Source organism: Arthrobacter sp. UC242_113, assembly GCF_044054585.1.
In the GTDB taxonomy this organism is placed as follows: Bacteria; Actinomycetota; Actinomycetes; order Actinomycetales; family Micrococcaceae; genus Arthrobacter.
Genome location: NZ_CP171968.1, coordinates 489,140 through 503,365 on the forward strand (window position 1 = coordinate 489,140; position 14,226 = coordinate 503,365).

At 68.1% G+C, this 14,226-nt stretch carries 10 protein-coding genes and 1 pseudogene; 5 read left to right on the top strand and 6 right to left on the bottom strand.

The window, feature by feature from the left end; all coding sequences use genetic code 11:
* The first annotated feature begins 111 nt into the window (after positions 1 to 111).
* Positions 112 to 909 (top strand): endonuclease domain-containing protein, encoded by a 798-nt coding sequence (locus tag ACHMXB_RS02275; RefSeq protein WP_395402417.1) that lies wholly within the window; start codon positions 112 to 114, stop codon positions 907 to 909.
* Positions 910 to 954: 45 nt separating this feature from the next.
* Here the strand turns inward: ACHMXB_RS02275 and ACHMXB_RS02280 are convergent, their stop codons facing one another.
* The 5 genes from ACHMXB_RS02280 to ACHMXB_RS02300 are packed head-to-tail and all read right to left on the bottom strand — an operon-like array spanning position 955 to position 6,664.
* Positions 955 to 1,914 (bottom strand): lipid II:glycine glycyltransferase FemX, encoded by a 960-nt coding sequence (locus ACHMXB_RS02280; protein WP_395402419.1) that lies wholly within the window; start codon positions 1,912 to 1,914, stop codon positions 955 to 957.
* 5 nt (positions 1,915 to 1,919) lie between these two features.
* Positions 1,920 to 3,170 carry a mannose-6-phosphate isomerase, class I gene (manA, locus tag ACHMXB_RS02285; RefSeq protein ID WP_395402421.1) on the bottom strand — a complete coding sequence of 417 codons (1,251 nt, stop codon included), beginning with the start codon at positions 3,168 to 3,170 and terminating at the stop codon, positions 1,920 to 1,922.
* A gap of 42 nt (positions 3,171 to 3,212) precedes the next feature.
* On the bottom strand, positions 3,213 to 4,877 hold the full coding sequence (locus tag ACHMXB_RS02290; RefSeq protein WP_395402423.1) for an LCP family protein: 1,665 nt from the start codon (positions 4,875 to 4,877) through the stop codon (positions 3,213 to 3,215).
* A 9-nt stretch (positions 4,878 to 4,886) separates the two neighbouring features.
* The gene (purE, locus tag ACHMXB_RS02295; protein ID WP_111904122.1) at positions 4,887 to 5,474 is read right to left on the bottom strand and encodes a 5-(carboxyamino)imidazole ribonucleotide mutase; all 588 of its coding nucleotides are present in this window, start codon (positions 5,472 to 5,474) and stop codon (positions 4,887 to 4,889) included.
* A complete protein-coding gene (locus ACHMXB_RS02300) occupies positions 5,471 to 6,664 on the bottom strand; it encodes a 5-(carboxyamino)imidazole ribonucleotide synthase (RefSeq protein WP_395402425.1) in 1,194 nt (397 codons plus the stop codon). The genes purE and ACHMXB_RS02300 overlap by 4 nt, the downstream gene beginning before the upstream one ends.
* Before the next feature lie 195 nt (positions 6,665 to 6,859).
* On the opposite strand from ACHMXB_RS02300, the gene ACHMXB_RS02305 reads away from it, so the two are divergent.
* On the top strand, positions 6,860 to 7,426 hold the full coding sequence (locus tag ACHMXB_RS02305; protein WP_395402426.1) for a GtrA family protein: 567 nt from the start codon (positions 6,860 to 6,862) through the stop codon (positions 7,424 to 7,426).
* Between the two features lie 52 nt (positions 7,427 to 7,478).
* Here the strand turns inward: ACHMXB_RS02305 and ACHMXB_RS02310 are convergent, their stop codons facing one another.
* Positions 7,479 to 8,177 (bottom strand): TIGR03089 family protein, encoded by a 699-nt coding sequence (locus tag ACHMXB_RS02310; RefSeq protein WP_395402428.1) that lies wholly within the window; start codon positions 8,175 to 8,177, stop codon positions 7,479 to 7,481.
* Positions 8,178 to 8,528: 351 nt separating this feature from the next.
* Here ACHMXB_RS02310 and ACHMXB_RS02315 point away from each other — a divergent pair, with 351 nt between their 5' ends.
* From ACHMXB_RS02315 to ACHMXB_RS02325, 3 genes and pseudogenes are all read left to right on the top strand, one after another.
* On the top strand, positions 8,529 to 9,089 hold the full coding sequence (locus tag ACHMXB_RS02315) for a WhiB family transcriptional regulator (protein ID WP_395402430.1): 561 nt from the start codon (positions 8,529 to 8,531) through the stop codon (positions 9,087 to 9,089).
* Between the two features lie 29 nt (positions 9,090 to 9,118).
* Positions 9,119 to 12,482 (top strand): annotated as a pseudogene (locus ACHMXB_RS02320) (glycosyltransferase).
* Positions 12,475 to 14,187, top strand: coding sequence for a DUF5719 family protein (locus ACHMXB_RS02325; protein ID WP_395402432.1), 1,713 nt, complete (start codon positions 12,475 to 12,477; stop codon positions 14,185 to 14,187). The pseudogene ACHMXB_RS02320 and the gene ACHMXB_RS02325 overlap by 8 nt, the downstream one beginning before the upstream one ends.
* The last annotated feature ends 39 nt before the right edge of the window (positions 14,188 to 14,226 follow it).

Below are 14,226 nucleotides of genomic sequence, written 5' to 3' on the forward strand. Positions count from 1 at the left end.
TTTCTTGTCGACGACGCAGACCAACTGGGGCTGAGCGTTAGACAGCTCAGCCGGGACGGGATCTTTACGCCGTCCCGCGGTATCAGGCTTCCGCTGCACAGTACCGGAAGCGTGGCGGACAACGTACGCGCTTACTCGCGGCTTGATCCGACCTGCGTGCTCACCCATTCGACCGGTGCCAGAATCTGCTGCATCTGCCTCCCGGGCTGGCTGGACCAGGACTGGCGCATCCACATTGCCCGTCCTGCGGACGGCTGCAAGCCCCGCCGCCGCAACGTTGTGGGACACCAGTTGTCGTTCAAACCCGGCGAAGTGGTGATGTTCGACGGCGTTCGCCTCACTTCGCCGGCACGAACCTGGCTCGATCTTGCGTCGCTGTTGAGCATCGATGAGCTCGTGGCCGCCGGTGACTCGATCGTCGTCGAACACGGGGAAGACTTCCCCGTGCCGCGGCGACCGCTGGCGGCCATTGGTGACCTGAAGGGCGTCGTCGGCCGGCATCCCGGCATGCGCGGGGTCCGGAAGGCCAGGCTGGCTCTCGACATGATCCGGGTGGGGGCGGATTCTGCGCCGGAAACAATGATGCGGTTGGCGCTGGTGCGGGCCGGGCTCCCTGAGCCCACGCTCAACGTTGTCCTGCGCAACCGGATTGGGCAGCCGGTGGTATGGCCGGACGCGGCCTACCCCGAGCTAAGGATCGCCCTGCAATACGACGGCGCGCACCACGGTGGCCCCGAGCAGTACCGCCGGGACATCAAACGCCAGGGCCTCACTGAAAGTCTTGGCTGGCGCGAGCTGCGGGTGCAGAGCAGCGACCTCGAGGGGGACCGCCCTTTCGTCGTGGAAAAGGTCAGGGCCGTTCTGCGAAGCCCGTACACGGCCGCCATGGACGAACGAACCGGCAGCTAATGCCCGCAAACGGCGCATTTGAGGTCATTAGCTGCCGGTTCGCGCTCAGCGGGTGGGGCGCTTGATGAGGGTTTTGATGCCGTCGCGGAGTTTGCGCGCCGCCTGGTAGGCCGCGTAGCGGGGCCGGTTGACGGGCAGGTCCCAGGTGCCGGGGTAGGCGATCTCGCGTCCGCCGAAGGACTTCTTGAACGCGGTGAATCCTGCCCACTTGTGGTCGGGCTCCCCGGCCGGGGCGACGCCCCACAGGTCCACGTGCTTCAGGCCCTTCTCCTGGGCATCGGCCATGAGCGTCACCAGAAGGGGGATGCCCGCGCTGAGCTTGCGGTGGGTGTCATCCATGGCCGCGTGGGCGTACGTCCGCGTGTCGGCGGAATCGTAGGCCAGCGCTGCCGCCACCGGTCCGCCGTGCAGGTCGGCGATGAACAGCGTCGCCGCGCCCGCGGGCATCAGGGACTCGGCTACCTGCGTCAGGTACTCGTCGCTTTGCGGCTTGAAGCCGTTCCGCCGCGCCGTCATATGGAGGAAGTTCAGGAGCACGCGGATGTCTTCGGGGTCCTGCGTGGAGCGGAACGTCACGCCCTTCTTGTGGATGTTCCGGTACAGGTTCCGGTTGACCGGCTTCATCCCCGCCAGGACCTCCTTGAAGTCCCGGTCCAGGTCCACGATCCAGCTGAGTTCGGGCTGCTGGTTGACCGGGGCGGGCTGCAGGCCACGGCTCCGCAGAGCGTCCGGCGCAGAATCAGGATCCAGGCCGGCAGTAACCGGCTCGATCCGGATGAAGACGGCGCCGCAGGACGTCGCCAGCTCCCGGAGCGCCGCCAGCGCGGCGTCGAACGCCTCGACTGATTCGGCCACCGGGCCGTAGGGCGCATACAGGACCTTGCCGGCGGGATTCTTTTCCTCGATGGCCAGGAAGCTCCAGCCGGGACCGGATTGCCGGTGCACACGGCGTCCCAGCGACCTCTGGAAATCCTCCCAGGCCTTCGTTTGCAAGAAGTACTCCACGGCGTTCAGGCCTTCATCGAGGTGGTCACGGCGAAGGCCACGGCGTTCTCCAGGGCCCCGGACACGGGATGGACGTTGACGGGCGCGTCGGCGGCCGGCAGGAAGGCACTCGCGCCGCGGTCCAGCTGCAGGTCGCCCTTCGGCGAGTCAAGGATCACGGACCCGGCCACGACAATAACCACCGCGGCGCCGGACTGTGCCAGCGGAACGGGCTCGCCGTCCGGCAGCAGTTCAATCCGCTGGAGCTGGAACTCGCGGAACGGCGGGCAGTACAGTTCCTGTCCGAGCTCGGAGGTCACCGGCCGCAGCATGGGGACGCCCACCGATTCGAAGGCGATGGTGTTCAGCAGCTCGGGAATGTCGATGAACTTGGGCGTCAGTCCGCCGCGGAGCACGTTGTCCGAGGACGCCATCACCTCGACGCCGAGGCCATGCAGGTAGGCGTGCACGTTTCCGGCGGGCAGATACACCGCTTCGCCCGGCTCCAGCGACAACCGGTTCAGCAGCAGGGAGATCAGGACGCCGGGGTCGCCGGGGTACTCGCCGTGAAGGCTCAGCACCGTCGAAAGCTCCTGCTGATAGGGCACCATGGGCGCACCAGAGGCCAGCACGTCAACCACCCGGGACGTAGCTTCCTGAATTGCCTCGCCCCCCGCGATCAGCCGCTCGAACGCAGACCTCAGCGCCGTGGCCTCCTCGGGTTGCGAGAGGTCCTCGATGACGTCCTTCAAGAGCTGCGGCACACCGTTGCCCGGAAGCTCCAGGCAGCCTGCCAGGTGGAGGAAGATGTCGCGGGACTTCTCCGGTGCACGGAAACCGCACAGCGCATCGAACGGGGTCAGCGCGAAGATCATCTCCGGCTTGTGGTTGTCGTCCCGGTAATTGCGGTGCGCAGCGCCGGCGGGCACGCCGTCGGCATTCTCGCGCGCGAAGCCGGCTTTAGCCTGGTCAAGGCTCGGGTGCACCTGAAGCGACAGCGGCTTGGCCGCGGCGAGGATCTTGGCCAGGAACGGCAGGCGCGGCCCGAATTCGGCCACCGACTCAGATCCCAGAAAATGTTCCGGGTCCTCGCCGATGAGCACGTTCAGCGGTGCCGTCGTGCCGTCCGGCCGGCTGGCCACCGACGGCGAGTCAGGGTGCGCGCCGATCCACAGCTCAGCTTCCGGTCCGCCCGACGCCGGCCGGCCGAGCAGGCCGGCGATCGCCGTCGTCGACCCCCAGGCATACGGCCGGAGGACGTTGTCGATTTCGTACAAGGCCAGGTGTCCTTCTCTCTTGCGGCAGGTGGGGCTAAAGGCTTAAAGGGCGGCGCACTGGCCGTTGGTGGCCACGAGGTCGCGGATGGCCTGCTCGTTGCCCTCGCGCTTGAACTGGTTCAGCATCTGCTCCGTGATCGGTTCCCCCTCAGGGGTGGTGGTCACCGGGGTGAAGTCCGACGACGACGATGGTGACGGGGAGGGGGTGGTGGCCGGAAGGCCCGCCAGGGGACCTGCTGTCGGACCCGCCGCGGAGAGCCCGGCGCCTGGTACGGAACTCGGCTGCAGCACAGCGTCCTGGAGCCCGGCGTCGGCCGCCGCGGCGGCCGGCGACGATTCGGAGCTGGCGGACGCGAGCAGCTTCTTGACACGGTCATGGATCTGGTCGAAGTCGGGCACCGTGGAGAAGGACGCGTCGAAGTCCGGCGGCCCGATGGTGAGCCTCTTGACGTCCGTGCCCTTGGCCTTGATCGCCAGGTCCACGAAGCTGCCGAGCTGGCTGGAGGAGATGTTGGAATCAACCACCTTGGTGCCGGCGTTGGCGATATCCTCGAACTTTGCCAGCAGGGTTGCCGGGTCCAGCTGTTTCAGCATGGCCTGCTGAACGCACTGCTGCCGCGCGATCCGGGCGTAATCGTCAACGAACTCGCGGGACCGGCCGTACCAAAGGGCGTGATATCCGTCCAGTTTCTGGTCGCCGGCCGGAATCCAGCCGTCGGGCATGCCGTGGATGCCGTTGGCCTCATCGACCATCGGCCCGCTGATGGGGACCCAGCCGCCGGCCTTGATCCGGATGCCGCCCATCGCGTCGATGAGCTTTGCGAAGCCGTCCATGTCCACCAGCACGTAGGCCTGCACCGTGATGCCGAGAGTGCCGGATACCGCTTCCAGCGTTGCTTGCGCTCCGGGGTCGGCGACGCCGGGGTAGAGGTCCTTGTGTTCGTTGGTGACCTCGGTGTTGATGGCGTTGATGAGGCATTCGTCGCCACAGTTGTAGCCCTCGGGATAGATCTGCCGCATGGGCGACCCCTCGCTGAACTGGGCGTTCTGCAGGTTTCGCGGAACCGAGATGATGGCGGTCTGGCCTGACTTGGCATCGACGCTGAGCACGGACAGGCTGTCCGGGCGGCGTCCGGTGCGGTCGGCACCCGCGTCACCGCCCATCATCAGGAAGTTGTAGCGGCCGTCGACGGGGTCAATGGCCGGTCCGGCGTTGAAGATGCTGCCGATCGCGTTCCGGCTGACATTGAGCAGGTAGGCGGCGTAACCCAGCGATCCGCTGCTCACCACCATGGCCAGGACAAGCGCAATCACGACGGCGGGCCTCATCCGGGCGGGCAGCAGCACCGGCCGGACGAGCCGCAGGGTGTTCACGAACAGCACCAGCCAGCCCACCGCCAGCGCGGCAAGGACCAGGACGATGAGCAGCGAGGCCACCGGATTGGTGATGATGTTGATCAGCAGGGTCCGGTTGGTGAACAGCAGTACCAGGGCAATGACCGCGAGCAGCCAGGCGCCCAGCGTCACGCGCAGCGCGATCCGGCCGATCTTGCGGTCCCCGGCCACGATCTGCGCGCTGCCGGGCACCAGCAGCGTGAGCAGGATCAGCAGGAACGCGCGCTTGGTCCGCACAGGTTCGGCGGCACTCGACGGGTTTCGGACGGGATCCGTCAGGAGGCCCTGGGACGGCAGTTCGTTACTGGACATGGCAGATCCCTATCGGCTGCTCCGGAGAGCCACATTTGCGTCGGAGAAGACTTCGTTGACTTTCTGGCGGAGGTTGGCGCCTTTTCGGCTGGCCACGTCGTTGAGTTCCTGGGCGAAGTCCAGGAGCTCCGTGCGGAGGCGGGCGGAGAGGTCGTCGGTGCCGGAAGCCAGCATGCGCACGGCGAGCAGGCCCGCATTCCGGGCTCCGGCTATAGAGACCGTGGCCACCGGAACACCGGCGGGCATCTGCACGATGGAGAGCAGGGAGTCCATGCCGTCCAGCGTCTTCAGTGGGACCGGAACGCCGATCACGGGCAGGGGAGTGACGGAAGCCAGCATGCCCGGAAGGTGCGCGGCACCGCCGGCGCCGGCAATGATCACGCGGAGGCCGCGCTCATGGGCCGTCTGCCCGTAGCGGATCATCTCCGTGGGCATGCGGTGGGCGGAGACAACATCCGCCTCGAACGGAATGCCGAACTCGGCCAGGGCGTCAGCCGCCGCCTCCATGACGGGCCAGTCTGAATCCGAGCCCATGACGAGGCCCACGAGGGGAGCGGGGGCGCCGGTTTCCGGTGCTGCATCGGATACGGGGCTCATGGGGTCTCCTCGGTGGTGCCTGTTGCCGCGGACGGCAGTCTGCCGTCACGGATGATGTTTGCCACGGTGGTGGCGCGCTGCCGGAGGGAGTCGACGTCCGAGGCGGATGCGCCCACCATGTTCACGTGGCCGATTTTCCGGCCCGGCCGCACGGACTTGCCGTAGCAGTGGACCTTTGCGGCCGGTTCCGCCGCCAGTGCGGTGGGGAAGGCGGAGAAGAGGTCCTGGTTGTCGCCGCCCAGGAAGTTCTTCATCACGGCAACCTGGCCCAGGACGTCAGTCGCCCCGAGCGGCAGGTTCAGGACAGCCCGCAGGTGCTGTTCGAACTGGCTGGTGACGGAACCGTCCTGTGTCCAGTGTCCGGTGTTGTGGGGGCGCATCGCCAATTCGTTGATCAGGAATCCGGCGCCGGCGCCGGGCGTCTCGAACATCTCCACGGCCATGACGCCGGTGACGCCGAGTTCATTGGCGATCCGGAGGGCAGCCTCTTCGGCGGCTGCAGCCACCTCAACGGAAATGTTCTGCGCCGGTGCGATCACTTCGTCGCAGACGCCATCCACCTGGATGGTGTGGACCACGGGCCATGCACGGGATGCCCCGTCCGGGGTGCGGGCCACGAGTGCGGAGAGCTCGCGGCTGAACTCCACCTTGGCCTCGGCGAGGAGGGGGCTCATGGCCTCGAACCAGTTGGCGGTTTCCGCGGCCTCCTCCGGGGATCCGACGATCCGCACGCCCTTTCCGTCGTAGCCGCCCCGCGGGGTCTTGAGCACCACGGGCCAGCCGATCCGGTCCCCGAAGGTGACCAGTCCGGCGACATCGTCCACTGCGGCCCACTCGGGGTTGGGCAGTTCGAGGCGGTCAATGGCCGCGCGCATGACCAGCTTGTCCTGGGCGTTGACCAGCGCGTCCGGGCCGGGCTGGACGTTCACTCCGGCTTCGATCAGGGCATAGAGGTGATCGCCCGGGACGTGCTCGTGGTCAAAGGTCATCACGTCCAGGCCCTTGGAGAATTCCATCAGGGCCGCGAGGTCCTTGTAGTCGCCCACGGGGGCGTTGGGGACAGCGGAGACCGCGGATACGTCTTCGCCCTCGGCCAAAACACGGAGTTCAAAGCCCAGGGCAGTGGCGGCAGGGGCCATCATGCGCGCAAGCTGGCCGCCGCCAACCACGCCGATTACTGGAAAAGTCACATCTTCCAGCCTACAGAAAAGGAGCGCGGTTGCCGTCTTTCATGGCTGAGAAGGTCCCGAAGTCGTCCGATTTTGGTGGCACGGGTGCCGATAGGACCGTCCGGGGCGGGGCGCTTTGAGGTTACTCCCGGCAAACGGCGCTAAAATGGGAGCTTGGCCCATCGGCCCCCACTATTCAGACGGCCACGGAGGGTCATGATTAACACACTTGCAGAGCGCATCCGGGGACTCGCCTCGCTTTTCTGGCGCGAGGTGGCGAAGTTCGGTGCCGTGGGCGGTGTGGCGTTTGTCATTGACAACGGGCTGACTTACTACCTGATGCACGGGCCCATGACGGACAGTGAGGCCAAGGCCCGCTTTGTGGGTGCCACCGTCGCCACTGTGTTTTCCTGGATCGCCAACCGTCTTTGGACGTTCCGGCACCGCCGCCAGGCCAACGTCCTGCGCGAATTCCTGATGTTCATCCTCATCAACGGCATCGGCATCGGCATCTCCACCGGGTTTACGGCCCTGGCGAAGTATTCGCTGGGCGTGACGGACAAGAACATGCTATTCGCCGCGGGAGTGGTGGGCATTCTGGTCGCCACGGTGGTCCGCTTCTTTGCCTACCGGTTCCTCGTGTTCAACCAGGAACTGGACCAGGAGCCGGAGTTCTCACACGACCACGAGATCCTCGAGGTCCACCACCACTCCGCCCAGCCGGCGGAGCGCGTCCTGGAATCGGACGTGGACGAGCCCGAGCGGCCCGTCCGGCCAAGCTAGTTCAAGCAGCCTGGCCCAGTCTGGTCGGGACAGTTCCGGAAGAGCAGCAGGCTCACTCGCCGTGGATCCGCTCCGCTGCGAGAAGCTTGTCCGTCAGCTCGACGTCGCCGTGGACCAGGACCACCGAGCCGTCGCTCTTCCACGCGCCAAGCGCGTTGGCCAGCGCCGCCTCAAGGCCGTCCGTGGCGCGCACCAGGAGCCGAGCGCTCGGCTCGTGTCCCGCTGCAAACTCCGCCAGGAGGGCTTCGTGCCGGACGGCTGCACCTTCCGAGTTCCGGACCGCGGGAGATACCGGGTCCGGGTCGTTGTGGGCCATGAACACGTCACCGTGGGACCGGACCTCGGCGGCGTAGTCGAGGACCCCGGCAGGCAAGTCGCCGGGCCACCGCATCGCCAGCGCCGGCAGCGGAACGGCGACGACGGCGTCGAACCCGTCCTCTGCCGCGTCCGGTTCAGACGTGGCGAGCAAGTCCGCGTCGCCGGATCCGAGCACCACCTCCATGCCCAGCTGCCAGGCGGCGAGAGCCCAGATAATTGATTTCCAGTGCGCGGGAAGGTCCAGCCGGAGCCGCATTCCCGGTTCGGCGTCGAGTTCGTCCTGGAGCAGGTTGCTGGTCTTTGCGACCCAGTTGTCCAGCACACGCCCGGAGAGTTCCACGCGTTCGGCGTCGGGCCCATACCAGGTCAGGCGCGGGGAAGTGGAGTGGCCCGAGCGCAGGGCCGTCATCAGATCAGTGGCCGGGAAGTTCATGGCTTCATCTTGCCACGCCTTCCTGCGTGATCTCCGGCACAACAGTTTGTAATATCGTTTGCCTTACGGCTCCGGCTGACGGCAGATTTGCCGGAATTGTGCGCGCTCAAAGCGGGATACTAAGCCTACTGTCAAATTCCGGCCGGACGCCGGGTGGTGCGGGCAAAAAAATCCCCGGGCGTGGCGCGCCTGCTGAATGGCCCTGACATTGATTATTATTCCGTCGCGGCTTGACTCCCCCTACTTACACGCGTGTAATTAGATATCGAAAAGCCGCGGCGAACTCTCAGGGACACCACGTAGTGTCCCTGAACGTCGGGCCGGGGGCTGCACTACTCAGGAGGGGACGCCATGGGGCAAGCGGAGCGTATGCAGGATGATGCTCTTGTGGCCGGCCAGGCCACAGCAAAGTACAGGTCTCGGGGGGTACCCAGTGACTGGTACGTAGATCCGGCTGATCCGGACGCCGCAGACCGGTACAACCTGGACGCGTCTGCGACTTTGCAGGACCAGGCCACAGCTTTCCTGGCCCAGCACGACGCCCTCCAGAACCAGTCCCTGCTGGCCGGACAGCCGGAGCAGGACGACGACGACCTCGATCCCCCCATGGAGATCCGGAACCCGGCGCCCTCCACCCTGGCCCAGCCGGTGTGGATCGGCTTGCCGCTGGGGCAGGATTTCGATGACGAGGGCGAGCTCGGCTGGCAGACTGATGCTCTGTGCGCCCAGACCGATCCGGAGGCTTTCTTTCCGGAAAAGGGCGGTTCCACACGGGACGCCAAGAAAGTCTGCGGAGCGTGCAGCGTGCGGTCACAGTGTCTGGAGTACGCCCTGGCCAATGATGAACGGTTCGGGATTTGGGGTGGCCTCTCCGAGCGTGAGCGCCGACGGCTGAGGAAGCGAGCAGTCTAATTCTTCAGGAAGTACACGTCACTGCCGTTGTGGTTGCCCACAACGGCAGTGATTATCTGCCCAGGACACTTTCAGCGCTGGCCGCGCAGACCCGGCCTGCGGACACCGTAATCGGGGTGGATACCGGCTCACAGGACAATTCGGCTGCCCTTCTGCAGCGCGCCCTCGGCGATGCCGATGTCATCACCGTCAATGGCGGCAAGGCGGGGATGGGTGCTGCAGTGCGGGCCGGCCTCGCCGCCTTGGCTCCATGGAGCCGGCAGGGCATGCGGGAGCGGTCCGAATGGATCTGGCTGCTGCACGACGATGCTGCACCTGCCCCCGAAGCGCTGGCCGAACTGCTGCACGCGGTGGAGCGCGCCCCGTCCGTTACAGTTGCGGGCTGCAAGCAGCTGGACTGGAACGCAAGCCGTCGCCTGATCGACGTCGGGCTTTCCACCAGCCGCTGGGCCGAGCGGCTCACGCTGATCGAGGCGGACGAACTCGACCAGGGCCAATACGACGGCCGTTCCGACACCTTCGCTGTCAACTCGGCCGGCATGCTGGTCCGGCGTGACATCTGGGAGCACCTCAAAGGGTTCGACCCGGCTCTCCCCGGCACCGGCGACGACGTCGACTTCTGCTGGCGGAACCGGCTGGCCGGACACCGGGTGGTGGTTGTTCCCAGCGCGATGATGTTCCACGTGTCCCACCGGCCGCATGCCCTTGGCACTGCCTCGGCCGCGCGCCGGGCGCAGGTGCACCTGCGGCTCAAGCACGCACCGCTGTGGGCGCTGCCGCTGCACGCTGTCGGCGCCCTCTTCGGGAGCCTCCTCCGGCTGATCTTCAGCATCGCCGTGAAGGATCCCGGATACGGTTTTTCGCAGCTTCTGGCAACAGCGGCAGCCCTCGCCAGGCCTGCCGCCCTCGCCCGGGGGCGGCGCAACGCCGCCCGCACCCGCCGTGTCCGCCGCTCCGTGGTCAAAGCGCTGCAGACCGAACGGCGCGAAGTGTGGGGCCACCGGCGCTCCCTGATGGAAGCCCTGGGGGCAGACGATGCCCGGGCCTCCGAGGGCAGCAATGATCCGCTGGAGGAACAGCCCAGCGGCGACTCGACGGACGACTTCGCGGCCCTGTCGACCAATGAGCGGGGCTGGGTGGGCAACGGTGCCGTCGCCGCGGTAATTCTCGCCAGCGTGGCGTCCTTCGCCGGCCTTGCCGCGCTTTTCCAGGCCGACGCCGCCGCCGGAGGCGCGCTCCTGCCCGTCTCAGCCCGGCTGGAGGACATCTGGCACCACGCCTCCACCTGGTGGATCGGACTGGGCGCCGGACTTCCGGGGCACGGCGACCCCTTCGGCTACGTCCTCTGGATCCTCGGCCTACTGGGCGGAGGCAATGCGAACGGGGCCGTTATCTGGCTGCTCCTGCTGGCCATGCCGCTCTCCGGCCTGGCTGCCTGGTTCGCCTCCGGCGCCCTGACCTCCTACCGCCGGTTCCGGCTGGCGGCTGCGCTGGTCTGGGCAGCGGCGCCGGCCCTGCAGGTCGCTGTCAACCAGGGGCGCGTCGGAGCCCTGCTGGCACACGTCATGATGCCGCTGCTGGTCCTGGCGCTGCTGCGGGCCACCGGTTCCGCTCTCGGACGCGGCCGCTTCGCCCCCGTTCCGGCCGGCAGCCTCGCGGACGAGCCGCCGGCCAAGCCGGGCGTCAATGGCACACCGTCGTGGACAGCAGCCGCAGCTGCCGGGCTGGCGCTGGCGGTCATCACCGCTGCAGCCCCGTCGCTCCTGCTGCCTGCCGCGGCCGTGATCATTGTCCTGAGCCTGCTGCTGGGCAAGCGCGGGCGCACGCTTTGGTGGGCACTGCTGCCGAGCGCTGCGCTGTTTGTGCCGTTTGCGCTGTCCACCCTCGACCGGCCCCGGGCCTTGCTTGCCGACCCCGGACTGCCGCTGCCCTTCCAGGCCGCTACGGTATGGCAGCAGATCCTGGGCCAGCCGCTCCGCTTCGACCCGGCCGGCGGTCTTTCCGGGCTGGCCCTCTTTTCCGGCGGCTCCGTCCCTTGGGCGCTGCTGCTGGCCCTCCTGATCGGAGCCCCGCTCCTGGCGCTGGCTGTTGCCGCCCTCTTTATTCCGCTCCGGACCCACCCGGACCGGCGTGGCCGTGTCGCCCGGGTCCTCTGGGCCGCGGCCCTGGTGGTGCTGGCCGGCGGCTGGCTGGCAGGACATGTCGCCACCGGCGCCGGCCCACAGGCCCTCGTGGCGCCTTTCACGGGCCCCGCAGTCTCCGCCGCCGTGTTCGTGCTGCTTGGAGCGGCCATTATCGGCGGCGACGGCCTCCTGGCGCTTGCCGGGTCCGGACCGGACAGCGTGTCCCGCAGCGGGGGAGTGCGGTTTGGTGTCGTGCCCCGCAGTGCCTTGGCCCGCGGTGCCGCGGCGCTGGCGCTGGTCCTCCTGCTCGCCGGCCCGCTGGCCGGGCTGGCGGCCTGGACGGTGCAGAATGTTGTGCAGCCGGCCGATGCCACGGTGCACGCTGACACCGCCGACCTCGGGACGCCCAGGCTGGTGGGTCCCACGGACCCGCGGATGCTGCCCGCCACCGCTGTGGACCGCGGCGAGGGACCGGAGCAGACCCGCACACTGCTGATCAGCACCGGCGAGGACGGAACGTACAGTGCCACCCTCATGCACGGAGGCGGCACCACGCTGGACAGCCTCTCAACCATCGCGGCCGCCCGGGACATCCTGGGCAACCCCGGGGGAAGAGTCGGTCCGCGATGACGACGAGGTCACCGCGGCGCTTCGCACCAGCGTGGCCACCCTGGTGGCTGCCCGCGGTGTCGATCCGCGCCCCGAACTGGAGCGGCTCGGCGTCGGATTCGTCGTCCTGCGCGCCGTTGACACGGCGGCGCAGCTGACCGCCAGCCGGATGGACGCGGTCCCCGGGCTGACAGCCGTGGGTCCCACGGATTCGGGCTGGCTCTGGCGCGTGACACCGCTGAATGACGCCGTCCTGCAGCCCGCCGACGTTGCCCACCGTGTGCGCATTGTGGACGGCAAGGGCGCCACAATCGGGCTGGTCCGGTCGGACCTGACCGGAGCCCAGGCCTCGGTGCCCAAGGGACCTGAGGGCCGGCTGCTGGTGCTTGCCGAGCGGGCAGATCCCGGCTGGACCGCATGGCTCGACGGCCGGAAACTGACCTCCACCACCTCCGGCTGGTCCCAGGCCTTCACGCTGCCACCGCAGGCCGGCCAGGTGACAGTCCGGTACGAAAGCCCCTGGGCGCTCTGGTCCGGCATCCTCCAGGCCGCCGTCATCGGCCTGACGGTCCTGCTGGCGCTCCCGATGCCGGCGCGCCGCCCCAACACCGGCCTGTCCAGGGACGAAGGCTCCCTGCGTAAGGAATACCAGAATGCATGAGGAAGAGAACGACGCCGGGACGTCGGCGAAGCGGGACAGCGGACCTGTAGCCCGGGCTACAGGAAGCGGGGCCTCCGGAACCCGCACTTCAGGAACCCGCGCTTCAGGAACCCGGTCCGGCGGTTCCAGCCGCATCGCCGGCCGCCGCGGCATCGTGGCCGGAGTGCTCTCCGGTGTGGCCATCCTCGCCGCCGGCGGAGGCCTCGTTGCGGCAACCGCCCTGGCGCCGCAGCCGTCGGCGGCCAGGCCGCTCGATGCTGCGGAAGCGGCTGTGCCGGCTGGAAGCGTCCAGGACGTCTGTCCTGCTCCGGCCCGGCTCCTCGAAGGAACGCCGGTCGGGACCGACCCGCAGTTCAGCCCCGAGTCCGCCACCGCCAGGAGCGCCGTGTCAGCAGCGGTGGTCAGTTCGGCGGGCGGCAGTCTTCCCGGCAGCGCGCTCTCCGCACTGAAGGGGTCAGAGCTGAGGCGGATAGCGAAGGCGCCTGGCTCGGCGACGGCACCAGCGGGCTCCTCCGGAGTACTGGCCGGGGTTGTAGAAGGGCAAGCCGTGGACGGCGTCAGCGTGCTGTCCGCGGACGCCCTGGCCAACCGGCAGCCGGCGGCGGGGGCGCTCATGGCCTACACGGCGACCGACGGGGACCTGCAGGGTTCGGCCGCAGCCGCCTGCCAGACGCCCTCGAACGACCTCTGGCTCAGCGGCGCCAACACCGCGGTGGGCCGTAGCAGCGTTCTCAACCTCACCAATGCCTCCACCACGCCTGCAACCGTAAACCTCGAGCTTTACGGAAAGGCCGGCCAGGTCAAGGCCTCCGGCAGCCGCGGCCTGCTGGTGGGGCCGAAGTCGACGCGCTCCATCATCCTGGCCGGTCTCGCTCCCGGGGAAGAACGGCTGAGTGTGCACGTCCGGAGTACAGGCGGGCCCGTCAGCGCCTTCATCCAGCAGAGCGTGCTGCGGGGGCTGACCTCCGGCGGCGTGGATTTCATAGCACCGGGGACTTCCGCGGCTCCGTCCCAGGTGATGACAGGCATCGACATCCAGGACGCCGGGGACGTGAAGTCACTGACCGGCGAATCCGGTTTTGACGACGCCGGACCGTCGCTGCAGATCACTGTTCCCGGCCCGTCGGACGCCGTGGTGGAGGTCAAGCTGTTTGGGCGCGCCGGCCAGCAGGCCCTCCCGCGAGGCGGGGTTGTCACAGCCAAGGCAGGGACCGTTTCCGAGGTTCCCCTGTCCGGCGTTCCGGCCGGCCAGTACACCGTTTCGGCCACGTCGGACGTCAGCATCGTTGCCGCCGCGCGCGTGAGTCGGGGGCTCAAGGCCAGCCAAAGCCTGGACTTCGCGTGGTCGCCCGCCACGGCCCAGCTGGGCAGCCAGCACGTGGTCCCTCTTCCCCAGGGCGGGGAGCGGCTGCTGGTCTTCGGAGCCCTGGATGGCAGGGCCACCATTTCCTACACCGCGATCACAGCCGACGGGAAACTCCGCACGGCAGCTACCGCGGACATCGCCGCCGGGACCACCACCACCCTTAAGGCGGCAGACCGGATCGGAGACTCCGCCGTCGTCGGCTATCTGGTGTCCGCCTCGGGCGGGGCCGCCTACGGCACGGTGCTTCTGGAAAAGGAAGGCCGGAACGATGTCTCGACCGTGGCCATCGCCCCGGGCGCAGAAGGACAGGAAAAAGTGCCGGTGACGCTGGGCTACTAGCCGCGGATTCCGCCGCCGTGGGCCGGACCGGCCGTGAGC